The 21,502-nt window shown below is 67.7% G+C and carries 21 protein-coding genes; 10 read left to right on the top strand and 11 right to left on the bottom strand.

The features are described from left to right. The first annotated feature begins 33 nt into the window (after window positions 1–33). Entirely contained in the window at window positions 34–495 is a 462-nt protein-coding gene (locus CKW06_RS11380) for a DUF4304 domain-containing protein (RefSeq protein WP_005409476.1), read from the top strand. Window positions 496–549: 54 nt separating this feature from the next. Here CKW06_RS11380 and CKW06_RS11375 read toward each other — a convergent pair whose 3' ends face one another. Genes CKW06_RS11375 through CKW06_RS11365 form a run of 3 tightly spaced genes read right to left on the bottom strand, consistent with a single transcriptional unit; the run spans window position 550 to window position 2,920 of the window. After that, the gene (locus CKW06_RS11375; RefSeq protein ID WP_005409475.1) at window positions 550–804 is read right to left on the bottom strand and encodes a DUF6587 family protein; all 255 of its coding nucleotides are present in this window, start codon (window positions 802–804) and stop codon (window positions 550–552) included. Further along, window positions 804–2,669: a ferrous iron transport protein B gene (gene feoB, locus CKW06_RS11370; protein WP_024958337.1), complete on the bottom strand. Its 1,866-nt coding sequence runs from the start codon at window positions 2,667–2,669 to the stop codon at window positions 804–806. Before feoB ends, CKW06_RS11375 begins: the two co-directional genes overlap by 1 nt. After that, window positions 2,666–2,920, bottom strand: coding sequence for a FeoA family protein (locus tag CKW06_RS11365; RefSeq protein ID WP_005409473.1), 255 nt, complete (start codon window positions 2,918–2,920; stop codon window positions 2,666–2,668). The genes feoB and CKW06_RS11365 overlap by 4 nt, the downstream gene beginning before the upstream one ends. Before the next feature lie 119 nt (window positions 2,921–3,039). Here CKW06_RS11365 and CKW06_RS11360 point away from each other — a divergent pair, with 119 nt between their 5' ends. The 5 genes from CKW06_RS11360 (at window position 3,040) to yeiP (ending at window position 6,613) form a co-directional block, all read left to right on the top strand. After that, window positions 3,040–3,828, top strand: coding sequence for an enoyl-CoA hydratase/isomerase family protein (locus CKW06_RS11360; RefSeq protein WP_005409472.1), 789 nt, complete (start codon window positions 3,040–3,042; stop codon window positions 3,826–3,828). 2 nt (window positions 3,829–3,830) lie between these two features. Then, window positions 3,831–4,232: a VOC family protein gene (locus CKW06_RS11355; protein ID WP_005409471.1), complete on the top strand. Its 402-nt coding sequence runs from the start codon at window positions 3,831–3,833 to the stop codon at window positions 4,230–4,232. Next, window positions 4,229–5,125, top strand: coding sequence for a hydroxymethylglutaryl-CoA lyase (locus tag CKW06_RS11350; RefSeq protein ID WP_012480063.1), 897 nt, complete (start codon window positions 4,229–4,231; stop codon window positions 5,123–5,125). The genes CKW06_RS11355 and CKW06_RS11350 overlap by 4 nt, the downstream gene beginning before the upstream one ends. A gap of 100 nt (window positions 5,126–5,225) precedes the next feature. Beyond that, the gene (locus tag CKW06_RS11345; protein ID WP_024958336.1) at window positions 5,226–5,996 is read left to right on the top strand and encodes an SDR family oxidoreductase; all 771 of its coding nucleotides are present in this window, start codon (window positions 5,226–5,228) and stop codon (window positions 5,994–5,996) included. Window positions 5,997–6,046: 50 nt separating this feature from the next. After that, the gene (yeiP, locus tag CKW06_RS11340) at window positions 6,047–6,613 is read left to right on the top strand and encodes an elongation factor P-like protein YeiP (protein WP_005409468.1); all 567 of its coding nucleotides are present in this window, start codon (window positions 6,047–6,049) and stop codon (window positions 6,611–6,613) included. A gap of 154 nt (window positions 6,614–6,767) precedes the next feature. On the opposite strand, the gene CKW06_RS11335 is transcribed toward yeiP, so the two are convergent. The 4 genes from CKW06_RS11335 to CKW06_RS11320 form a co-directional block, all read right to left on the bottom strand. After that, entirely contained in the window at window positions 6,768–7,460 is a 693-nt protein-coding gene (locus tag CKW06_RS11335) for a COG3650 family protein (protein ID WP_024958335.1), read from the bottom strand. An 83-nt stretch (window positions 7,461–7,543) separates the two neighbouring features. Further along, window positions 7,544–7,936, bottom strand: a complete 393-nt coding sequence (locus CKW06_RS11330) for a nuclear transport factor 2 family protein (protein WP_024958334.1) — start codon at window positions 7,934–7,936, stop codon at window positions 7,544–7,546. After that, window positions 7,917–11,066 carry a multidrug efflux RND transporter permease subunit gene (locus tag CKW06_RS11325; protein WP_024958333.1) on the bottom strand — a complete coding sequence of 1,050 codons (3,150 nt, stop codon included), beginning with the start codon at window positions 11,064–11,066 and terminating at the stop codon, window positions 7,917–7,919. The genes CKW06_RS11330 and CKW06_RS11325 overlap by 20 nt, the downstream gene beginning before the upstream one ends. A gap of 36 nt (window positions 11,067–11,102) precedes the next feature. Continuing rightward, entirely contained in the window at window positions 11,103–12,248 is a 1,146-nt protein-coding gene (locus tag CKW06_RS11320) for an efflux RND transporter periplasmic adaptor subunit (RefSeq protein WP_024958332.1), read from the bottom strand. 129 nt (window positions 12,249–12,377) lie between these two features. Here CKW06_RS11320 and CKW06_RS11315 point away from each other — a divergent pair, with 129 nt between their 5' ends. Both CKW06_RS11315 and CKW06_RS11310 read left to right on the top strand, forming a co-directional pair. Then, the gene (locus tag CKW06_RS11315; protein WP_005413196.1) at window positions 12,378–13,094 is read left to right on the top strand and encodes a response regulator; all 717 of its coding nucleotides are present in this window, start codon (window positions 12,378–12,380) and stop codon (window positions 13,092–13,094) included. Continuing rightward, the gene (locus CKW06_RS11310; RefSeq protein WP_005409462.1) at window positions 13,094–14,170 is read left to right on the top strand and encodes an ATP-binding protein; all 1,077 of its coding nucleotides are present in this window, start codon (window positions 13,094–13,096) and stop codon (window positions 14,168–14,170) included. Before CKW06_RS11315 ends, CKW06_RS11310 begins: the two co-directional genes overlap by 1 nt. On the opposite strand, the gene CKW06_RS11305 is transcribed toward CKW06_RS11310, so the two are convergent. The 3 genes from CKW06_RS11305 to CKW06_RS11295 all read right to left on the bottom strand — a co-directional run bounded on the left by CKW06_RS11305 (window position 14,148) and on the right by CKW06_RS11295 (window position 17,729). Next, on the bottom strand, window positions 14,148–15,944 hold the full coding sequence (locus CKW06_RS11305) for a DUF7844 domain-containing protein (RefSeq protein WP_024958331.1): 1,797 nt from the start codon (window positions 15,942–15,944) through the stop codon (window positions 14,148–14,150). The genes CKW06_RS11310 and CKW06_RS11305 overlap by 23 nt on opposite strands. A 34-nt stretch (window positions 15,945–15,978) precedes the next feature. Then, entirely contained in the window at window positions 15,979–16,278 is a 300-nt protein-coding gene (locus CKW06_RS11300) for a DUF2388 domain-containing protein (RefSeq protein WP_005409460.1), read from the bottom strand. Between the two features lie 62 nt (window positions 16,279–16,340). Further along, a complete protein-coding gene (locus CKW06_RS11295; protein ID WP_024958330.1) occupies window positions 16,341–17,729 on the bottom strand; it encodes an FAD-binding oxidoreductase in 1,389 nt (462 codons plus the stop codon). 169 nt (window positions 17,730–17,898) lie between these two features. On the opposite strand from CKW06_RS11295, the gene serA reads away from it, so the two are divergent. After that, window positions 17,899–19,140, top strand: coding sequence for a phosphoglycerate dehydrogenase (gene serA / locus CKW06_RS11290; protein WP_005416356.1), 1,242 nt, complete (start codon window positions 17,899–17,901; stop codon window positions 19,138–19,140). A 79-nt stretch (window positions 19,141–19,219) separates the two neighbouring features. Here serA and CKW06_RS11285 read toward each other — a convergent pair whose 3' ends face one another. Then, window positions 19,220–19,834, bottom strand: a complete 615-nt coding sequence (locus tag CKW06_RS11285) for an NUDIX hydrolase (RefSeq protein WP_024958329.1) — start codon at window positions 19,832–19,834, stop codon at window positions 19,220–19,222. Between the two features lie 133 nt (window positions 19,835–19,967). Here CKW06_RS11285 and CKW06_RS11280 point away from each other — a divergent pair, with 133 nt between their 5' ends. Then, on the top strand, window positions 19,968–21,443 hold the full coding sequence (locus CKW06_RS11280) for an amino acid permease (protein ID WP_005409456.1): 1,476 nt from the start codon (window positions 19,968–19,970) through the stop codon (window positions 21,441–21,443). The last annotated feature ends 59 nt before the right edge of the window (window positions 21,444–21,502 follow it).

Raw genomic sequence — 21,502 nt, 5'->3', positions numbered from 1 at the left:
GTGCCCCCCCCTGTTCCGGCCCGGGCAAAGCCCATGAAATCCTCGACTGTCTTCAGCAAGTGCGCCAGGAAGACCGGCTTTGCCGGGACCACGACTACCCGCTACCGCTTGCTGGATGACGCCCTGCTTGTCGTGAATCACCAGCGTGCCAGCGAAAGCCGGGGTTTCTATGTGAATGCTGGACTCTACTTTCCAGAGCTGCTCGAGCATCCCCTCGCACCTGACGATCTTGAAACGGCTTTCAGGTACCGCTCCAGCATTCCCACGCCCCACGTCGACTGGCGGATCGAAGAGACACCAGGCCTGCGCCGGGCCTTCATCCAGCAGGATCTTGAAGACCTGCTGCAGGCTGGTAACCGCGACGGACTGAAAGGCCTGCTGCTCGATGCCCTTGCCGACGTGGCCGGCTTCGCGGCAACCCATGGGAACCGGGAATCGGTGCGGCAATTGAATCGGGATGGACGCTTCCGGGCGATCATCCGCAGAGAGGTCTGAACCCCGGAAGCGTGCGAACCAAGGTTCGCACCCACCAGCGCAGGAGAAGCAGCGTCAGTGCCGCTTCGGCGGAGTCGGCCCGCAGCTGTCGCAACCGCCACAGGCGCCACCACTCCCGCTCGCCGGCGGCGCGACCTTCCGCCCCAGCGCCTGCAGCCAGGCAGCACGGCCCGGCTTCAGCAGGGCCAGCGCCAACGCACCGCGCAGCTTGCGCACGGTACCGGGGAACTGCTTCTTCAGCACCACCCAGGCACTGACCAGCACGGCCACCGCGATGATCAGGTACTGGATCAGCAGGCCGGCATCCATCAGCCGCCTCCCAGCGCCCTGGTCACCTGGTAGGTGATCAGGGCGGCCACGTAGGCCGCCGCGAACAGGTAGAACGCAGCGAAGCCCATCTGCTTCCACGAGTTGGTCTCGCGCTTGATGGTGGCCAGCGTCGAGATGCACATCGGGGCGTAGATGTACCAGACCAGCAGCGACAGTGCGGTGGCCAGCGACCAGCCATCGCTGATCAGCGGGGTCAGTGCTTGGCTGGCGGCATCGTCATCGGCTGCCGACAGCGCATACACGGTGGCCAGTGAAGACACCGCCACTTCACGCGCGGCCAGGCCCGGGATCAGCGCGATGCAGATCTGCCAGTTGAAGCCCAGCGGCGCGAAGAATGCCGCCATCGCATGGCCGATCTGGCCGGCGTAGCTGTAATCGATCGCGGGCATGGTGGCCCCCGCCGGCGCTGCCGGGAACGACAGCAGCACCCACAGCAGGATGGTCAGCGCCAGGATGATGCCGCCAACGCGCTTGAGGAAGATCATGCCGCGCTCGTACAGGCCGACCGCCAGGTCACGCACGTGCGGCAGGCGGTACGACGGCAGTTCCAGCATCAGCGGATGCTCGCTCTTGTCGCGGCGCCACTTCTTCATGATCCACGACATCGCCAGCGCGCTGAGGATGCCGGCCGCGTACAGGCCGAACAGCACCAGGCCCTGCTGGTTGAACACGCCCCACACCGTCTTCTGCGGAATGAACGAACCGATCAGCAGCGCGTACACCGGCAGGCGTGCGGAACAGGTCATCAGCGGCGCCACCAGGATCGTGGCCAGGCGGTCACGCGGGTCCTGGATGCTGCGCGTGGACATGATGCCCGGCACTGCGCAGGCGAAGCTGGACAGCAGCGGGATGAACGAGCGACCGGACAGGCCGGCAGCGGCCATCATGCGGTCGAGCAGGAACGCCGCACGCGGCAGGTAGCCGGATTCCTCCAGCACCAGGATGAAGAAGAACAGGATCAGGATCTGCGGCAGGAACACCACCACGCCACCGACACCGGCGATGATGCCGTCGGTCAGCAGGCTGGCCAGCGGGCCTTCCGGCAGCACGCTGCCGACGAAGGCGCCGAGCCAGGCGAAACCGGCCTCGATGGCGTCCATCAGCGGCGTCGCCCAGGCGTACACGGCCTGGAAGATCAGGAACATCACCACCGCCAGGCTGATCAGGCCGAACACCGGGTGCAGCAGCCAGCGGTCCAGCGCGTCGTCGATCTTCGCGGTCCGCGCCGGCATGCGCACGGCCACCGACAGGATCTCGCGCACCTTGGCGTGGTAATCGATGCCACCTTCCGGGCCCGGCACCGGTGCATCCAGGTGCGGGACCATCGCATCCAGGCGTTCGACCAGGGCCTTGGCGCCCTGCTTGCGCACCGCCACGGTCTCCACTACCGGCACGCCCAGCTCGCGCTCCAGCGCGGCCACGTCCACCTGGATGCCACGGCGCTGGGCCGCATCAACCATGTTCAGCGCCACCACCATCGGCTTGCCCAGCTCGCGCAGTTCCAGCGCGAAGCGCAGGTGCAGGCGCAGGTTGGTGGCGTCGATCACGCACAGCAGCACATCCGGCGCGGCTTCGCCCGGGTAGAAGCCCCGGCACAGGTCACGGGTGATCGCCTCGTCCAGGCTGGCCGGATGCAGGCTGTAGGCGCCCGGAAGATCGAGTACCGCGAACTCGCGGCCGGACGGCGCACGCAGACGGCCTTCCTTGCGCTCGACGGTGACGCCAGTGTAGTTGGCAACCTTCTGCCGGCTGCCGGTCAGCTGGTTGAACAGTGCGGTCTTGCCGCTGTTGGGGTTACCAACCAGCGCAACGCGCAAGGGGGCGGTAGTGGCAGTAGCAGTCATGCGCGTCGTTCCTGGCTGGCGGCGTCGACCACGACCCGCTTGGCTTCACTGATCCGCAGCGCGAAACGGGTGAACCCGACCTGCACCAGCAGCGGCTCTCCCCCCACCGGACCCTTGGCCACCAGGCGCACTTCCTCGCCCTTCACGAAACCCAGCTCGCGCAGGCGACGGGCGATGGCATCGTTGGCATGCAGGTCCTGCACGGACTCGACCACGGCCGAGGTGTGCAGCGGCAGTTCGGACAGCGTCATCTAGCGTGTTCTCTGCTGGATGTAAATGGTTCTCGATTCTAACATTCCCGCGTCGCGTCATGGCCCATGACCAATGGCCCGCTATGATCCATACAGGTATGGAGTGACCCTGGAATCCCATGAACGATGCTTTGCAGATCGAGCGCAGCGGCGCCGTCCTCACCCTCTGGCTGAACCGGCCGGAGCTGCACAACGCCTTTGACGCCGGGCTGATCGCCCGGCTGACCGCCGCACTGGAGGCCGCCGGCCACGATGCTTCGGTGCGCGCGGTGGTGCTGGCCGGCCACGGCGCCTCCTTCTCGGCCGGTGCCGACATGCAGTGGATGCGCGGCATGGCGGCGGCCAGCGAAGCCGATAACCGCGAGGACTCGCTGGCCCTGGCCCGGCTGATGCGCACCCTGGACGAGCTGCCCAAGCCGACCCTGGCCCGGGTCCATGGCGCGGCCTTCGGCGGCGGCGTCGGCCTGGTCGCCTGCTGCGACATCGCCATCGCCAGCACCTCGGCCCGCTTCGGCTTGACCGAAAGCCGCCTCGGCCTGCTGCCGGCGGTGATCTCGCCCTATGTGATCGAAGCCATCGGCCCGCGCCAGGCCCGCCGCTGGTTCGCCACCGGCGAGCATTTCGACGCCGACACTGCGCTGCGCATCGGCCTGGTCCACCAGCTGGTCGAGCCCGAACGCCTGGACGAGGCCGTGCAACGCCAGCTGGCCCTGCTCGACAAGGCCGGCCCGATCGCCTCGTCCACCGCCAAGCAACTGGTCCGCCAGGTCCGCGACAGCCATGACCGCGACACCCTGGATCGCGATAATGCCGCCCTGATCGCGCGCCTGCGGGTGTCGGCCGAGGGCCAGGAAGGCCTGGGCGCCTTCCTCGACAAGCGCGCGCCCCACTGGGTCACGGAAGCCTGAACATGCTCGATCATCTTGGTTTGACCAGCGCCGACCTGGCGCGCAGCAAGGCCTTCTTCCTGCAGGCACTGGCGCCGCTGCAGATCGGCGTGGTGATGGAAGTGACCGCCGAACAGACCGGCGCGCACGACCACATCGGCTTCGGCAGCGACGGCAAGCCGTTCTTCTGGCTTGGCAATGGTGGCACCGCCAGCCATGGCGTGCATGTGGCCTTCGCCTGCGCCAGCCGCGACCAGGTGGACGCCTTCCATGCCGCCGCCCTCGCCGCCGGTGGCCGCGACAACGGCGCCCCGGGCCTGCGCCCGTGGTATCACCCGGACTACTACGGCGCCTTCGTGCTGGACCCGGATGGCAACAACATCGAGGCGGTCTGCCACCGCCCTGCCAATGGGGCAACCGCATGAGCGACTACGTCCGCATCGTCGAGGTCGGGCCGCGTGACGGCCTGCAGAACGAAAAGCAGTCGGTCTCCACCGGCGACAAGATCGAACTGATCAACCGCCTGTCGGCCACCGGCCTGCGCAGCATCGAGGCGACCAGCTTCGTCAGCCCGAAGTGGATCCCGCAGCTGGCCGATGCCGCCGAGGTCTACGCCGGCATCCAGCGCCGGCCCGGCATCCACTACCCGGTACTGGTGCCGAACGAACAAGGCTACGACCGCGCCCGTGCGGTGGGCGTGGAGGAAGTGGCGGTGTTCACCGCCGCGTCCGAGGCGTTCAACCGCACCAATACCAATGCCGGCATCGATGAATCGCTGGCGCGCTTCGAGCCGATCCTGCGCCGTGCCGCCGCCGATGGCGTGCGCGTGCGCGGCTACGTCTCCACCGTGCTCGGCTGCCCCTACCAGGGCGAAGTGCCGCTGGCTGATGTGGTGCGCGTTGCACGCGCCCTGCACCAGATGGGCTGTTACGAAATCTCGCTGGGCGACACTATCGGCGTCGGCACCCCACGCAAGGCACGGGCGATGCTGCAGGCGGTCGCTGCCGAGATTCCGATGGAAGCACTGGCCGTGCACTTCCACGACACCTACGGCCAGGCCATCGCCAACATCGCCACCTGCCTGGAAGCAGGCGTGCGCGTGGTCGACAGCGCGGTGTCGGGTGCCGGTGGCTGCCCGTATGCCAAGGGCGCCAGCGGCAATGTGGCCAGCGAAGACGTGGTCTACCTGCTGCAGGGCCTCGGCCTGGACAGCGGCGTGGACCTGCCGGCACTGGCCGAGACCGGCCGCTGGCTGGCCGGCCTGCTCGGCCGCGCCACCGCCAGCCGCACCGGGCAAGCGCTGGCCGCCGCCGGTTGACCGCCGCACTGCGCCGCCCCGCAAAGGCGGCGCAGTGCACAACAGCGGCGGTCGCGGCTTCCGTTAGAATCGGCGGTTCTCGAACCTGCAGGACCGTTCAATGCAGCTGTCTTCCGTACGTGCCGTGATCACTGGCGGCGTCTCCGGCCTCGGCCTGGCCGTGGCCCAGCACCTCGTCGCCCAGGGCGGCAAGGTGGCCCTGTTCGACCTCAACGACGACAAGGGCGCTGCCGCCATTGCCGGGCTGGGTGCCGACAGGGCCCGCTATTTCAACGTCAACGTCAGCGATGAGGCGGCGGTGACCGCGGCCATCGACCAGGCCCACGATTTCCTCGGCGGCCTGAACGTGGCGATGAACTGCGCCGGCATCCTGGGCGCCGGCCGCGTGCTGGGCAAGGAAGGCCCGATGCCGCTGGCCGGCTTCCAGGGCACGGTGATGGTGAACCTGGTCGGCAGCTTCAACGTGGCCAAGGCCGCTGCCAACCGCATGCAGCACAACGAGGCCGGCACCGACGGCGAGCGCGGCGTGATCATCAACACCGCCAGCATCGCCGCCTATGAAGGCCAGATCGGCCAGGCCGCGTATGCCGCCAGCAAGGGCGGCGTGGTCTCGATGACGCTGCCGATGGCGCGCGAACTGTCGCGCTTCGGCATCCGCGTCAACACCATCGCCCCGGGCGTGTTCTGGACACCGATGGTCGACGGCATGCCTGAGGCCGTGCAGCAGTCGCTGGCCGCCTCGATTCCGTTCCCGTCGCGCCTGGGCAAGCCGGAAGACTTCGCCAGCCTGGTCGGCTTCATCCTCGGCAACACCTACCTCAACGGCGAGACCATCCGCCTGGACGGCGCTACCCGCCTCGCTCCGAAGTGATTCCCCCCCGGGCGCCGGGACGGCGCCCTCCCCCAACGACCTAGATCACCATGAAAGCCAACGACATCAAGAAGGGCAACGTCGTCGAGTACAACAACGGCGTGTACCAGATCCGCGACATCGAGCGCAGCTCGCCGCAGGGTCGCGGCGGCAACGTCCGCTTCCGCTTCATCATGTACAGCGTGCCGGGCGGCAACAAGCTCGATGCCAGCTTCGATGCCGACGACAACCTGGTCGAGGTCGAACTGCTGCGCCGCCAGTCCACCTATTCGTACAAGGACGGCGACGCGTTCGTGTTCCTCGATGACGAGGACTACACCCCCTACACCCTGGACGCGGACGTGATCGGCGACGACGCTGGCTACATCACCGATGGCCTGACCGGCATCTACGTGCAGGTGATCGACGAGCAGCCGGTGGCGATCCAGCTGCCGGCCTCGGTGGTGCTGGAAGTGATCGAGACGCCGCCGGAACTGAAGGGTGGCACCGCCACCAAGCGCCCGAAGCCGGCCAAGCTCAACACCGGCATCGAGATCATGGTGCCGGAGTACATCGTCAACGGCGAACGCGTGCTGGTGAACACCGCCACCGGCGAATTCGCGGGCCGTGCCGACTAATCGCCTCGCGCTGATCGGCTGCCTGTCCCTGCCTGCGGCGCATTCGCCGCAGGCAGGCCATCGGATGTAGCAGTCGTGTAGCACCGAGCCCACGCTCGGCTGCTGTGCGTTGGACAGGGACTGCAGCCGAGCGTGGCTCGGCTCTACAGGTAGCTTACGGCTGCTTCGCGCCGAAATTGCCGCAGCCGTGGTACTGGCGGGTGCCGATGGTCAGGTTCACCTTGGCCTCGAACGCCTCGCCACTCATGTCGTCCTGGCAGATCGTGCGCTGGAAGCTGAGCTTGACGTCGGTGCCATCAGACGCCTTGCCACTCCAGCCGTCAGCACCTGCGGTGGGCTTGGCGACATCGAAACGACGCTCACCGTAATCCACTTCCACCTGCAGGCCCGGCGTGTCGCCGTCGACAACCGCCAGCCAGCCCGGCTCATTGCCGGTGGCACGGAACGCGGCATTGCCGGCGCTGCCATCGCCTTCAGTGGCTTCGACTGCATGGCACTCCCGATCGGCTTCGCCCTTCAGGCTCAACAGGCCGTCATCGCTGCCCTTGGTCCAGAAGCTGTTGCCCTTGCCATCGCCGTACTTGGCACCCGACGCCGCACGCTCGGAGCTCATGGCGAAGGTGCGTTCGCCGATCACCACCGTGGCCGCATCCTCGCCATTGAAGGTCGCGCGCACGCTCAGATCACCACACTGGTAGGTGGTCTCGCTGCCACCTTCGGTGCTGGCGCTCGGCTGCGGCGCGGCAGGCGCGGCATCATTGCCGCTCGCAGCGGGCGGCTGGGCCGGCTGGCACGCGGCCAGCACCAACCCGAGGGAGGCTGCCAACAGACTGGGAACTACACGCATGGCTCGACTCCTTGTCGACACTACAGAGAGGCTCGACCCTACCACCTGTCGGTGAGCGGGGCCTGAAAGCGGCCTGACCGCACTCATGCGGCCAGTACCGCCATCGACAACAACTGCGCGCCGCTTTCGCCGGAACTGCAGGTCCACACCCGCAGCAGGCGCAGTTTCAGCTCGCGCTCCTGGCCCTGCCCGCGCACCGACAAGCGCACGTCGCTGGACAACAATGCCAGGCGTCCGCACAGCAGCGTTTCCACCGCGTACGACTGCAGGCTGCGCACGTGCAGGTTTCCGGCCAGCCAGTTGCCCAGCCAGGGCAGGTCGAGCAAGCGTCCGCCCTGCCCGTCCATCATGAACAATGCCGGCGATACCAGCGCGGTCAGCGCATCGTGGTCGTCATCCAGCAATGCCTGCCGCAGGCGCTGTTCCAGCGCTGCCAACTGCCGCTCATGCAGGTCTTCAACGATGTCCCGTTCCATCCACGGATCCTTCCGGCATCGGCCGGCGCCTGCGCAGGCGTTGCGCGATCCACTGCCGCGCGCCCTGCACCACTACATAGAAGACCGGCACGAAGAACACCGCCAGCACCGTCGCACTGACCATGCCGCCGAACACACCGGTTCCAATCGCCTGCTGGGTTTCCTTCGACGCGCCCTGCGCCAGCATCAGCGGCACCACGCCCAGCGCGAATGCCAACGAGGTCATCACGATCGGCCGCAGGCGCAGCCGCGCCGCCTCCAGCGCCGCTTCAACCAGGCCGCGACCCTGCTGCTGCAGCTGGCGCGCGAACTCGACGATGAGGATCGCGTTCTTCGCCGACAGCCCGATCACGGTGATCATGCCGACCTTGAAGAACACGTCGTTGGGCATGCCCCGCAACAGCACCGCAGCAACCGCACCGAGCAGACCCAGCGGCACCACCAGCATCACCGCCAGCGGGATCGACCAGCTCTCGTACAGTGCCGCCAGCACCAGGAACACCACCAGCATCGACAACAGCAGCAACCACGGCGCCTGCGCACCGGACTCCCGCTCCTGCAGCGACTGGCTGGTCCACTGCAGGGCAAAGCCGGACGGCAGCTTCTCCGCCAACCGCTCCATCTCCGCCATGGCCTGGCCGGTCGACACGCCGGAGGCCGGTGCGCCGGACAGGTTCAGCGCCGGGAAGCCGAGATAGCGCTGCAGCTGCAGCGGCGCCTCGGTCCAGTGCGGCGTCACCAGCTCCGACAACGCCACCATGCCGCCTTCGCTGTTGCGCACGTACAGCTTCAGCACGTCCTCCAGCTCCATCCGGTGGGGTGCATCAGCCTGCAGGATCACCTGCTGCAGCCGCCCCTTGTTGGGGAAGTCGTTGACGTACTGCGAGCCCATCGCCGCCGACAGCGTGCTGCTGATCTGCTCGAACCCCACGCCCATCGCCTCGGCCTTGGCGCGGTCGATGTCCAGCCGCACGCTGGTACCTGCCGGCAGGCCATCGGCATGCACCTCCGACAGCAGCGGGCTGGCTTCGGCCAGCTTCAGCAGCTGCTGCAGGGCCGCACGAAGTTCGGCCTGGCTCTGCCCGGTACGCGCCTGCAGGGCCAGCGAGAAGCCGGACGAACGGCCCAGGCTGTCGATGGCCGGCGGCATCACGCTCATCACCTCGCCCTCGGCAATCGTCGCCATCGCCTTCTGCGCGGCCTCCACTTCGCCGGCCGCGGTAGCCCCTGCACGCTCGCCCCAATCCTTCAGCATGGTGTAGGTCAGCGCCGCGCTCGGGCCGGAACCCGAGAAGCTGTAGCCGAGGATCGACTGGTTGGAGCCGATGCCCGGGCGTGACGCCACGTGCCGTTCGTAGGCTTCGACCACGGCCAGCGTGAGTTCGGCGGTGGCTTCGGCCGGCAGCTGGATCGAGGTCATGAAGTAGCCCTGGTCCTCTTCCGGCAGGAAGGCGCCCGGCAGCCAGTGCAGGCCCAGCAGCAGCGCCGCCACCAGAGCCGCGAACACGCCCATGACCCGCCCGCTCCGCTGCAGCACCGACGCCACGCCACGCTGGTAGCGCCCGGTCATCCGTTCGAAGCCACGATTGAAGGCGCCGAACAGACCGCCCCGACCATGGTGGCCATGGGTGTTCGGGCGCAGCAGGGTCGCGCACAGCGCCGGCGTCAGGCTCAATGCCAGCAGCGCCGAGAACAGGATCGACACCGCCATCGCCACGGTGAACTGGCGGTAGATCGCGCCCACCGAGCCGCTGGCCAGCGCCATCGGAATGAACACCGCAGTCAGCACCAGGGTGATGCCGATCACCGCACCGGTCAGTTCGCGCATCGCCTTGATGGTGGCCTCGCGCGGCGGCAGGCCTTCCTCGGCCATGATCCGTTCCACGCCCTCGACCACCACGATGGCGTCGTCGACGATGATGCCGATTGCCAGCACCATGCCGAACATGGTCAGCACGTTGATCGAGAAGCCCAGCGCCAGCATCACCGCGAAGGTGCCCAGCAACGCGATCGGTGCGACCAGCGCTGGAATCAGCGTGTAGCGCCAGTTCTGCAGAAACAGGTACATCACTGCGAACACCAGCAGCATCGCCTCCAGCAGCGTCTGCACCACCTTCTGGATCGAGATCTTGACGAACGGCGCGGTGTCGAACGGAATGCTCGATTCCACGCCGCGCGGCAGCAGCGGCGCCAGCTCGGCCATGCGCTCGCGCACCGCCGACGCGGTGCGAACCGCGTTCGCGCCAGGACGCAGCTGCACGCCGGCGGCGGTGGCCGGATGGCCATCCTCGCGGGTGCCCCAGGCATAGCTCTGCGCGCCCAGCTCGACGCGGGCGACATCGCCCAGCACCACCCGCGAGCCGTCGGCCCCGGCGCGCAGCACGATGGCAGCGAACTGTTCCGGCGTGGACAACTGGCCATCGGCGCTGAGCGGCACGGTGATGCGCTGGCCCGGAACACCCGGAGAATCGCCGATGCGCCCCGGCGAGATCTCCAGGTTCTGCTGCTCGATGGCAGCGGCCACGTCACCCATGGTCAGCCCATAGCCGGTCAACCGGGTCGGGTCCAGCCACACGCGCATCGCCTGTTCGGCACCGAACAGCTGCACGCGGCCGACGCCATCGATGCGGCGCAGCTCCTCGATGATGTTGCGCGCCATGAAGTCGCCCAGTGCGGCCTCGCTGACGCTGGCATCCGGCGAACGCAGGCCGACCAGCATCAGGAAGCCGGAATCGGCGGCCTCTACGAACAGGCCGTTCTGGCGCACGCTGCGCGGCAGGCGCGGCTCGATCGCCTTGATCCGGTTCTGCACGTCCACCTGCGCCAGCTCCGGGTTGGTGCCCGGCTTGAAGGTGGCGGTGATCGAGGCTTCGCCGGACGTGTCCACCGACGACTCGAAGTACAGCAGGTGCTTGACGCTGGACAGCTCGCGCTCGATCAGGCCGACCACCGCGTCATTCAGCGTCTGCGGGCTCGCACCCGGGTAACTGGCATAGATGCTGACGCTGGGCGGGGCAACCGCCGGATAGCGCTCCACCGCCAGCCGCGGGATCGCCAGCACACCGGCCAGGATGATGAAGATCGCCAGCACCCAGGCGAACACCGGGCGATCGATGAAGAAACGTGCCATGTTGGATTTTCCTGGAGGGACCGGCCCGGTAGAGGCTCAGCCCTTGCTGCCGGCCTGCACCGCGCCGGCGCTGGCGACCGGCATCTGCCAGTCGCGCGCATCGACCACCACGCCTTCCTGCAGGCGCTCCTGGCCTTCGACCACCACCTTTTCGCCCGCCTTCAGGCCGGTGCGCACCAGCCATTGGCGATCGACACTACCGTCCACTTCCAGCGTGCGGATCACCGCCTTGCCATCGCCACCGATCACCCAGGCATAGGCCTGGCCACCGGCACTGCGCAGCACGGCCTGCTGTGGCACGGTCAGTGCGCTGGCCGGCGCACCCCGCGGCACCTTCGCGCGCACGTACATGCCGGGCAGCAGCTGGCGCTGCGGGTTGTCGACCAGGATGCGCAGGATCACATCACCGGTGCGCGCATCGACATTGATACCGGAGAACAGCATCTGGCCACGTTCGGGCAGTGGCTTGCCGGCCGCACCGATGATCGTCACCGGCAGCTCGCCGCCACCGGCACTGCGTTGCAGCGACTCGAGCTGCGCCGCTGGCTGGCGCACATCGACGTAGACCTGGTCGATCTGCTGCACCACCGCCATCGGCTCGGCATCGGCCACGCCGACCAGTGCACCTTCGGTCACCAGGGCCTGGTCGATGCGACCGGCAATCGGTGCACTGACCGTTGCATAGCGCAGGTCGAGCTGGCGGCGGGCCAGGATCGCGCGCGCCTCGTTCACCGCGGCACGGGCCTGTTCGTACTCGGCACTGGCATCGTCGCGGTGCTGCTGGCTGACCGCCTGCGCGGCCGCCAGCGCATGCAGGCGCTGCGACTGCACGCGACTGCGGCCCAAGGCGGCCTCACTGCGCTGCAGCGCGGCCAGTGCCGAGTCAACGTCGGCACGGAACGCCGCCGGATCGATCTGGAACAGGGCCTGGCCGGCGCGCACTTCCGCACCCTGCTCAAACAGCCGGCGCTGCACGATGCCGCCCACCTGGGCACGGATCTGTGCGGTGCGTACGGCGGCCACGCGGCCGGGCAGTTCGTCATCGCGCTGCACGACCTGCGGGCCGACCGTGACCACGCTGACGCGCGGTGCCGCTTCGGGCGTGGCTTCGGGGGCGGAGCAGGCCGTCATGGCCAGGGCGAGGGCCGCGATCAACGCGACCGGAGTCCTGAAGGTTCTCATTGCTGTGCACAATGCCGCGCGGGCGGCTGATAGGTTCTGAAGCGTGCAGTCTGCGGGGCGATGATGGGGTTTCGATGGAGGAACTGTGGAGATACGATGGAGGCAAGCACCTTAAGGCCCCGCCCCTGCATGCATGCCTCCCCTGCCCTCGCCGCCCTCGTCCTGATCGTCGAGGATGAGGCCGAGATCGCCGATATTCTTACCGCCTACCTGGAACGCGAAGGACTACGCACCCTGCGTGCCGCCGATGGCCACAGTGCACTGGACCTGCACCGCAGCGCCCGCCCCGACCTGGTCCTGCTCGACGTACAACTGCCGCGGCTGGATGGCTGGAGCGTACTGACCCAGCTACGCCAGCGCGGCGAAACGCCGGTGATCATGCTGACCGCGCTGGACCAGGACCTGGACAAGCTGACTGCGCTGCGCATGGGCGCCGACGACTACGTGGTCAAGCCGTTCAATCCAGCCGAAGTGGCAGCGCGCGTGCGCGCCGTGCTGCGGCGTACGCTGCGTGGCTCGCGCGTGGACGCACCGACCGCACTGCGCGCGGGCCCGTTGCTGATCGACTCGGCCACCCATGCCGTGCATGTGGAAGGCGACGGCTACAGCCACGAAGTGCTGCTCACCCTCACCGAGTTCAAGCTGCTGCACTGCATGGCGCTGGCGCCGACCCGCATCTTCAGCCGCAGCGAACTGATGCACGAATGCCTGCCGGAAAGCGAGGCGCTGGAGCGCACGGTCGACAGCCATGTCAGCAAGCTGCGCCGCAAGCTGGATGAAGTGGGCATGGTCAATGTTCCGGCCAGCGTGCGCGGTGTCGGCTACCGGTTGATGGCCGACCGCTGATGGCCCGCCTGCGCCGCTCCGGGCTCAGTCGCCACATCATCGTCTCGATGTCGCTGATGGTGATCGGCGTCATCGTGATGATGATCCTGTCATCGTGGCTGCTGTACGCGGTGCTGGTCGAGTTCTTCCCCGGCAGTGCCGAAGAGCCGGAAAGCTGGCTGCCGACCGGGCCGGAGCTGGCATGGATGGTCGGGGTGATCCTGACCGGCCTGGCACTGGCCATCGCCGCCTCGTTCCGCCTTGCCCACCGCATCCTGTCGCCGTTGAATTCACTGGTTGACAGCGTGCGCGCGCTTGCTGGCGGCGACCTCGGTGCGCGCGCCAGCGCCCAGGAAAACTCACCCGGCGAAGTGGCCACCCTGGTCGAGGATTTCAATGCGATGGCGCGCCGCCTGCAGCACATGGAAAGCGAGCGCGCGATGTGGCATGCGGCCATTGCCCATGAACTGCGGACTCCGGTGACGATCCTGCGTGGTCGCCTGCAGGGGCTGGCCGAGGGCGTGTTCCAGCCAGACGAATCCCAGTTCCGCAGCCTGCTGGCACAGGTCGAAGGCCTCTCACGCCTGATCGAGGATCTGCGCGTGTTGAGCCTGTCCGACAACGCGCGGTTGGACGTACGCCGCGCACGCACCGACGTGGTGGCCGAAGTGCATTCGGTGATGACCCTGGTCGACCCGCAGTTCCGCGCCGCCGGCTTCGTGCTGGAGCTGGAAACCAGCCGCGAGGAGCACAACGCGCACTGTGACCCGACACGCTTGCGCCAGGCCCTGCTGGCACTGCTGGAGAATGCGCGCCGCTACGCCAGCCCGGGCAAGGTGCGGATTGCCGTGCACGACACGCCCGGACACGTGCAGGTGGCGATCGAGGACGAAGGCCCGGGCATCGACCCGGAACTTCACACCGACATCTTCACTCCGTTCATGCGCGCCGACGGCTCGCGCTCCCGCCAGGGCGGCGGCAGCGGGCTGGGCCTGGCGGTGGTCAAGGCCATCGCCGATGCACATGGCGGCCGCGTCTACTGCACGCCCGGCAGCGCCGGCGGCAGCCGCTTCGTCATCGAGCTTCCGCGTCAGTAGCCGGCAGCCTGGCCTGTTCGCGCAGGTGCGCGCCGAGTGTGGTCAGATTGGCGTCGATCGCATCCATTTCGTCGCGCTGCGGCGCCGGCAGCGTCTGGCGCAGCTGTACGCGCAGCGCCTGCCACGCCGGCACCGCCTGCGCACTGGCGGTGGCCACGACCTCGGACAACAGCGCCTGCTCATCGGCAAGCGGCAACCCGTAGCCATCGTCGACCAGCAGCGTACCCGGGCGCAGCCATTGCCCACCCTGCTCCAGCAGCTGGCGCAGGCCGCGCGTCTCGGCACTGTCCGGTGCCGCCAGCAGGCGCCGTTTCAGCACATCGCGCGCGCGCAGTTCGGCGCGGCGTTGCGCAGCCTGTTCCAGCAGCAGCAGCCCGGCGCTGGCACGCAGGTCACCCTGCAGCAGCCAGGGCGCACGCTGCTGTGCGGGCAGCTTCAGCCAGGCGCGCACATCGCGCACCGGCAGCCCCAGCTGTGAGCTCGCCACCGCGAACAACTGCTGATAGTGATCGCGCGCCGAGGCAAAGTAGTAGCCCTGCGCCTGCGCTGCATTGCGGTCCGTCAGCACCTGCTCGTCCAGCACATGCAGCCGGGACAGCCGACGCTTCAACCCGCGCGGACTCAGCTGGGCCAGCCCGGCCGCCCCCAGGCGCGGCACACCCGCCTGCAGCAGCTTTGCAGTTTCCACCGCGCAGTTGTTGCTGACGAAGTAATAGCGCCCGTCATAGCTCCAGTGCACCTGTGCAGTGCGCTCGAGCAGGCCGGCGATCTCGCCGGGCGACAACTGCAACGGCAGCGACTGTAACCCACGCAGTTCCACCTTGGTGTACTCGTCCACCACCTGCTGCAGCGGCAGCACGAACAGGCGCGAGGGATAGCCGCCGCTCAGGCCACGCCAGTTGGAAATCTGCACATCACCTACGAATGCGCGGAACGACAGCACGCGGTGGTACTCCAGGTCCAGGCGGCAGTCTGGCCCCGGCGCACGGCCCGGCCGGCAGATCACCAGCCGCAGCATGCTGTGCCCCCAGCGGCTCATCGGCTGCGCACTGCCTTCGGCGAACAGGTAGTCCACGGCGTAGACGCGCGAAGGATCGAGCTGCAGCAGCGATGCCGCACCCTCTTCCGATTCGGCCTGCAGCAATGGCAACGTGGCCGCGCAGTGCGACTGCGGCAGCGATGGCGGGGTTCCGAAATGGGCCTGGTACCACTGCGCCAGCGCCGGGCGCCGGCAGGCAAACTCGCTGTCGAGCACGAAATGCTCGGCGTTCACTGCCAGGTACTCGGCCGGGTCCTTCAGCTCATAGGCATCCGGACTACGGTCACGGAAGTCGTTGCCACCACGGCCGAGATGCCAGGGCTTGCGCTGCCATCCGGCCAGGTCGCGCCAGCGCGCACTGCGCGACCAGTTCGCGCCGCTACGGTCTGCAACATGGGTCAGTTCATGCACCAGCGCGCTGCGTCGTGCACGGCGTGCGCCGGGCACGGCATCATCCAGCAGCTCGCGACGCAGGTCGATGCGGCCGGCGAAAGCGCGACCGTGCACATCGGCCGGCAGGTGGTCGCTCCAGCGCACCTGCACGTGTGCTGGCAGTGCGCGCAGCAGGCCATCTGGCAGCAGGGACTGCACGTCGGCCAGGGTCTCGCTGGCGAGCTGCTGCTGTGCAGGGCTCAGCCCTTCCGGATTCAGGCGCAGGTCTTCGCTGGCATGTGCGGCCGGAACGGCCAGCAGTAGAGCCAGGCCATGCCTGGCTGCGTTCCGTGCAGATGTCATGGCGTTGCCAGCCAGCGGCCGGCACTACCCGGGATCAACGCGCCAGCAGCGCGCGGGCCAGTTCCAGGTCGCTCTGCTGCTGTGCGGCAGCGCTCTGCTCACGCAGGTGGACCAGCGCGGCCTGCAGGCGGGCGCCACGGATCTGGCCGTCGCTGGCGATGAACGCGGCGGCATCATCACGTGCGGCCTGCACCACCTTGTCGTCGCCCGAGCTGCTGGCCGAAGAGCCCGATGATGCACCGGTGGCGGAACCGGCCGAGGTGCCGGCGAAGCTGGAAGCAAAGCCGGCCAGCGGCAGGGACAGCAGGGCGAGCAGCAGAAGCGGACGGGTCATCGGTTCGAAGCCGGTTGTGAGGAAGCGTGGAGCGTAACGGGTGCGTGAAGGATTTGCCCGGCTCAAACGTCGAACAGCTTGCCGGGATTCAGCCGCGCTTGGGGATCGAACGCACGTTTGACCGCCTTCATCAGGGCGATCTCGGCCGGGCCGCGGGTGCTGTCCAGGTAGCCCTTCTTGACCAGGCCGATGCCGTGTTCAGCCGAGATGCTGCCATCGAACCGGGCCAGCACCTGCGCCAGCAGCTTGGTCACATGCTCGCACTGCGCCACGAAATCGGCGTCGCTGGTGTCATCGGGCTTGAGCACGTTGATGTGCAGGTTGCCGTCACCGATATGACCGAACCACACCACATCGAAGTGCGGGTAGGCCTGGCCGATCAATGCCTGGGTCTCGGCCAGGAACGCCGGCATCGCCGAGATCCGCACCGAGACGTCGTTCTTGTAGGGCTTGTAGCGCGCCAGCGATTCGGTGATGCCTTCGCGCAGGCGCCACAACTGGGCGGCCTGGGCATCGCTGGCACTGATCACGCCGTCGCTGACCCAGCCGTTGCCCATGCAGTCCTCGAAGGCCGCCATCGCCGCCGCTTCCTGCGCTTCGTCGTTGGCGGCGAACTCGGTGACCACGTAGTACGGATGCACCTCGTCGAACGGTGCCTGCGCACCATGCGCCAGCACGTGCTCCAGCGCCCGGTCGGTAAAGAATTCGAAGGCCTGCAGCTGCAGCCGCGCGCGGAACGCGGCGAATACCTGCATCAGCACTTCGAAGCTGGGCAGCGCCAGCAGCATCACGTTGCTGGCCGGCGGCGGATCGGTCAGCTTCACCGTCGCTTCGACGATCACGCCCAGCGTGCCTTCCGAACCGATCAGCAGCTGGCGGAAGTCATAGCCGCTGGAGTTCTTGATCAGGCCCTTGTTGAGCTCCAGCAACTCGCCACTGGCGGTGACCACCTTCAGCCCGGCGATCCACTCGCGGGTGTTGCCGTAACGGATCACGCGGATGCCACCGGCATTGGTGGCGATGTTGCCGCCGATCGTGCAGGAACCACGCGCGGCGAAATCCACCGGGTAGATCAGGCCGTGGTCCAGCGCGGCGTTGTGCACGGCTTCCAGCGGCATGCCGGCCTGCACCACCAGGGTGCGATCGACCGCGTCGTAGGCCAGCGCCTTGTTCATCCGTTCCAGGCTGAGCACCAGCTCGCCGTTGGCAGCCACCGCGCCACCGGAGAGGCCGGTACGGCCGCCGGACGGCACCACGGCCACGCCCTCGCCCGCACTCCAGCGCATCACCGCCTGCACTTCCTCGACCGTGGCCGGCAGTGCGATCGCCAACGGCGCCGGCGTCCAGCGCCGGGTCCAGTCGCGCCCGTAATGCTCCAGGTCGGCCGGGTCGGTCTTCAGCTTCAGGCCGGGACAGGCCTGCTGCAGCGAGGCAATGCGGGAATCGGTCATGACGGTCCAGCGCGGGGCGTGAAGAACGGGCAAGCGTGCCAGCGGCACGCGCCAGCGTCCAGCCCTGCCGCGCTGCAGATAGCTACGGATGCAACCAATTGCGCACTGCACCATGGGCGCTTCGATCTGGCATAGTGGTCAGCCCCTGTCCCACTGGCCGTGTCGCCCCATGTCGCCGAAGAAGACCTCGTTCCCCAAGCAGGATATCCGCGTGCTGTTGCTGGAGGGGGTCAGCCAGACCGCCGTGGAGGTGTTCAGCGCCGCCGGCTACAGCCAGATCGAGGCGCACACCAAGGCACTGCCCGAGGACGAACTGAAGGCGCGCATCGCCGAGGCGCACATCGTCGGCATCCGTTCGCGCACCCAGCTCAGCGCCGAGGTGCTGGCCGAGGCCAAGCGCCTGATCGCGGTGGGCTGCTTCTGCATCGGCACCAACCAGGTCGACCTGGACGCGGCCGAGCTGGCCGGCATCCCGGTGTTCAACGCGCCCTATTCCAACACCCGCAGCGTGGCCGAGCTGGTGATTGCCGAGGCCATCATGCTCACCCGTGGCATTCCGCAGAAGAATGCCGAGTGCCATCGCGGCGGCTGGTCGAAGTCGGCCAGCGGCAGCCATGAGGTGCGTGGCAAGACCTTGGGCATCATCGGCTATGGCCACATCGGCACCCAGGTCGGCGTGCTGGCCGAATCGCTGGGCATGCAGGTGATCTTCCACGACGTGGAAACCAAGCTGGCGCTGGGCAATGCGCGTGCTGCGGCCAGCCTGGACGACCTGCTGGCCCGCGCCGACATCGTCACCCTGCATGTGCCGGAGACCCCGGCCACGCAGTGGATGATCGGCAGCACCGAGCTGGCGAAGATGCGCAAGGGCGCGCACCTGATCAACGCCGCGCGCGGCACCGTGGTCGACATCGATGCGCTGGACGCGGCCCTGGCCAGCGGCCACGTCGGCGGCGCCGCGCTGGACGTGTTCCCGGTCGAGCCGAAGGGCAATGGCGATATCTTCGAATCGCCGCTGACCCGCCACGACAATGTGATCCTGACCCCGCACGTGGGCGGCAGCACGCTGGAGGCGCAGGACAACATCGGCGTGGAGGTGGCGGCCAAGCTGGTGCGCTACAGCGACAACGGCAGCACCCTGTCGGCGGTCAACTTCCCGGAAGTGACCCTGCCCGAACACGAGGACAGCCTGCGCCTGCTGCACATCCACCAGAACGTGCCGGGCGTGCTGTCCAGGGTCAACGAGATCTTCTCGCGCCACAACGTCAACATCGACGGCCAGTTCCTGCGCACCGACCCGAAGGTGGGTTACGTGGTGATCGACATCACCGCCAGCGAGGCACAGGCCGCCGCCGTGCGCGACGAACTGGCCGCGATTCCGGGCACGCTGCGGACGCGCATCCTGTATTGAAAAAAGGGGACGGAGGGGATTAAGTCGTTTGCGGCACATGCGCTATAAACGACTTAATCCCCTCCGTCCCCTTTTTACCTCAACGTGCCAGCCAGCGGCGCGCCATGCGCTGCATGGATTCGTCCGATTCCGGATCGGCCGCGACTTCGGTCACCGGCCGCCAGGCCAGGTCGAGTGACTCCTCGCTGAGCACGAAGGCCTCGCCACCCAGCGCCCGGATCACGAAACGCACGTCGTAGTGCCAGTGCCCCGGCACATCCTTGCGCTCCGGGATCCAATGCTTGTCCAGATCGAAGATGGCCGGGTCTTCCAGCACCAGGCCGCTCAGGCCCGACTCCTCCTCGGCTTCCTTCAGTGCCACCTGGGCCAGGTCGCGGTCACCGTCGGCGTGGCCGCCCAGCTGCAGCCAGCGCTGCAGCTTGCGGTGATGGGTCAGCAGCAGGCGCTGGCCATCGGCACTGACCAGCCAGCAGCTGGCGGTGAAGTGGCCGGCCAGGCGCTCGCGGCGGAACGGATCTTCCGGATCGTCCAACAATGTGCCGAATTCGGCAGCCAGTGCGTCGTGGGCAGGCTCACGGCGGGCGTAGTCCCGCAGCAGGTCGCGCAGGCGATCGTCAAGCACGGCAAGGGTTTCGGCGGTCTGGCGCATGAATGGGGGCGGTCTGGAAAAATACTGCTCATTATCGCCGTTCATTGTTGCGATTGCGCTTGTGCGTTGGCTTCAGCTTTGGCTAAGGTACAGCGGGCCGTTCGCGCGGCCTTCACCATTCCAGGGTTGCCGGCAACGTATCGGCGGCCCACCCCATCCGATCACTAGGAAGTACTGCATGCTGAAAGCTCTGTTGAGGGTCAAGCCGGTTGAACCGGCCGGGCACGTCGATGCCGGCGAACCCATCGAAGGCAGCCTGGACGGCGAAGCCACGTTGAAACGGACCCTCACGGCTAAACACCTCATCCTGCTTGGCGTGGGTGCGGTGATCGGCGCTGGTATCTTCGTGCTGACCGGCCAGGCCGCGGCCAACCATGCCGGCCCGGCGGTGATGCTTTCGTTCGTGCTGGCCGGTTTCGCCTGTGCCCTGGCGGGCCTGTGCTACGCCGAGTTCGCGGCGATGATGCCGGTCTCCGGCAGTGCCTATTCGTACTCCTACGCCACCCTGGGCGAAGGCATGGCCTGGTTCATCGGCTGGTGCCTGGTGCTGGAGTACCTGTTCGCCTCGGCCTCGGTCGCGGTGGGCTGGTCGGCATACCTGATCAGCTTCATCACCACCACCCTGCACATGCCGTTCCCGGACCTGCTCAGCGCCGCGCCCATCGCCTGGACCGGCAGCGAGTTCGTCTCCTCCGGCAAGCTGTTCAACCTGCCGGCGGTGCTGATCGTGGCGGCGGTGTCCGGCCTGCTGTACGTGGGCGTGACCCAGTCGGCCTTCGTCAACGCCATCATCGTGGCGATCAAGGTCACCGTCATCTGCCTGTTCATCGGCATCGGCGCGGCCCATATCGACCCGGCCAACTGGCAGCCGTTCATCCCGGAAAACACCGGCGTGCCGGGTGAGTTCGGCTGGAGCGGCATCTTCCGCGCGGCCACCATCGTGTTCTTCGCCTACATCGGCTTCGACGCGGTCTCCACCGCCGCCGGCGAAACCAAGGACCCACAGCGCAACATGCCGATCGGCCTGCTCGGCTCGCTGGCGGTGTGCACCATCGTCTACATCATCGTCTGTGCGGTGCTGACCGGCATGATGCCGTACCACCTGCTCGGCACCGACAAGCCGGTGGCGACCGCGCTGGAGCCCTACCCGACCCTGTCCTGGCTGAAGACGTTCGTGGAAATCGGCGCCATCGCCGGCCTGTCCTCGGTGGTGCTGGTGATGATGATGGGCCAGACCCGCATCGCCTACACCATCTCCCGCGACGGCCTGCTGCCGAAGTTCTTCGGCAAGGTCCACGCCCGCTTCCGCACCCCGTACGTCGCCACCATCGTGGTCGGCGTGATCGCCGCCGCGCTGGCCGGCCTGGTGCCACTGAACGTGCTCGGCGAACTCGTCTCGATGGGCACCCTGCTGGCCTTCGCCACCGTCTGCGTCGGCGTGCTGGTGCTGCGCTATACCAAGCCGGACCTGCACCGCCCGTTCCGCGTGCCGATGGTCTGGATCATCTGCCCGCTCGGCGCTGCCACCTGCCTGTTCCTGTTCTGGCAGGCGTTCGTGGTGCATTGGCACCTGTTCGTTGGCTGGACCCTGCTCGGCCTGCTGATCTACCTGGGCTACGGCATCCGCAACAGCAAGCTGGCCAAGTCGCCCTGATCCGCCTACGGGCCGGCCTCGCGCCGGCCCGTCCGTTTTCCCCGCGCGCCGCCCGTGGC

The sequence above is a fragment of the Stenotrophomonas maltophilia genome (assembly GCF_900186865.1).
GTDB classification, from domain to species: Bacteria; Pseudomonadota; Gammaproteobacteria; order Xanthomonadales; family Xanthomonadaceae; genus Stenotrophomonas; species Stenotrophomonas maltophilia.
The sequence above is the reverse complement of the archived record's forward strand: the minus strand, read 5'-3'. Positions and strand labels throughout refer to the sequence as shown.

Excerpts from the sequence above, each read along its gene's own strand:
- CKW06_RS11315 (WP_005413196.1), top strand. The coding sequence starts at position 12,378 with ATGCATGCCTCCCCTGCCCTCGCCGCCCTCGTCCTGATCGTCGAGGAT.
- CKW06_RS11365 (WP_005409473.1), bottom strand. The coding sequence starts at position 2,920 with ATGACGCTGTCCGAACTGCCGCTGCACACCTCGGCCGTGGTCGAGTCC.
- CKW06_RS11360 (WP_005409472.1), top strand. The coding sequence starts at position 3,040 with ATGAACGATGCTTTGCAGATCGAGCGCAGCGGCGCCGTCCTCACCCTC.
- CKW06_RS11380 (WP_005409476.1), top strand. The coding sequence starts at position 34 with ATGAAATCCTCGACTGTCTTCAGCAAGTGCGCCAGGAAGACCGGCTTT.
- CKW06_RS11375 (WP_005409475.1), bottom strand. The coding sequence starts at position 804 with ATGGATGCCGGCCTGCTGATCCAGTACCTGATCATCGCGGTGGCCGTG.
- CKW06_RS11280 (WP_005409456.1), top strand. The coding sequence starts at position 19,968 with ATGCTGAAAGCTCTGTTGAGGGTCAAGCCGGTTGAACCGGCCGGGCAC.
- CKW06_RS11305 (WP_024958331.1), bottom strand. The coding sequence starts at position 15,944 with ATGACATCTGCACGGAACGCAGCCAGGCATGGCCTGGCTCTACTGCTG.
- CKW06_RS11330 (WP_024958334.1), bottom strand. The coding sequence starts at position 7,936 with ATGGAACGGGACATCGTTGAAGACCTGCATGAGCGGCAGTTGGCAGCG.
- CKW06_RS11355 (WP_005409471.1), top strand. The coding sequence starts at position 3,831 with ATGCTCGATCATCTTGGTTTGACCAGCGCCGACCTGGCGCGCAGCAAG.
- CKW06_RS11335 (WP_024958335.1), bottom strand. The coding sequence starts at position 7,460 with ATGCGTGTAGTTCCCAGTCTGTTGGCAGCCTCCCTCGGGTTGGTGCTG.
- CKW06_RS11285 (WP_024958329.1), bottom strand. The coding sequence starts at position 19,834 with ATGAACGGCGATAATGAGCAGTATTTTTCCAGACCGCCCCCATTCATG.
- CKW06_RS11300 (WP_005409460.1), bottom strand. The coding sequence starts at position 16,278 with ATGACCCGTCCGCTTCTGCTGCTCGCCCTGCTGTCCCTGCCGCTGGCC.
- CKW06_RS11310 (WP_005409462.1), top strand. The coding sequence starts at position 13,094 with ATGGCCCGCCTGCGCCGCTCCGGGCTCAGTCGCCACATCATCGTCTCG.
- CKW06_RS11345 (WP_024958336.1), top strand. The coding sequence starts at position 5,226 with ATGCAGCTGTCTTCCGTACGTGCCGTGATCACTGGCGGCGTCTCCGGC.
- CKW06_RS11320 (WP_024958332.1), bottom strand. The coding sequence starts at position 12,248 with ATGAGAACCTTCAGGACTCCGGTCGCGTTGATCGCGGCCCTCGCCCTG.
- CKW06_RS11295 (WP_024958330.1), bottom strand. The coding sequence starts at position 17,729 with ATGACCGATTCCCGCATTGCCTCGCTGCAGCAGGCCTGTCCCGGCCTG.
- feoB (WP_024958337.1), bottom strand. The coding sequence starts at position 2,669 with ATGACTGCTACTGCCACTACCGCCCCCTTGCGCGTTGCGCTGGTTGGT.
- CKW06_RS11325 (WP_024958333.1), bottom strand. The coding sequence starts at position 11,066 with ATGGCACGTTTCTTCATCGATCGCCCGGTGTTCGCCTGGGTGCTGGCG.
- yeiP (WP_005409468.1), top strand. The coding sequence starts at position 6,047 with ATGAAAGCCAACGACATCAAGAAGGGCAACGTCGTCGAGTACAACAAC.
- CKW06_RS11350 (WP_012480063.1), top strand. The coding sequence starts at position 4,229 with ATGAGCGACTACGTCCGCATCGTCGAGGTCGGGCCGCGTGACGGCCTG.
- serA (WP_005416356.1), top strand. The coding sequence starts at position 17,899 with ATGTCGCCGAAGAAGACCTCGTTCCCCAAGCAGGATATCCGCGTGCTG.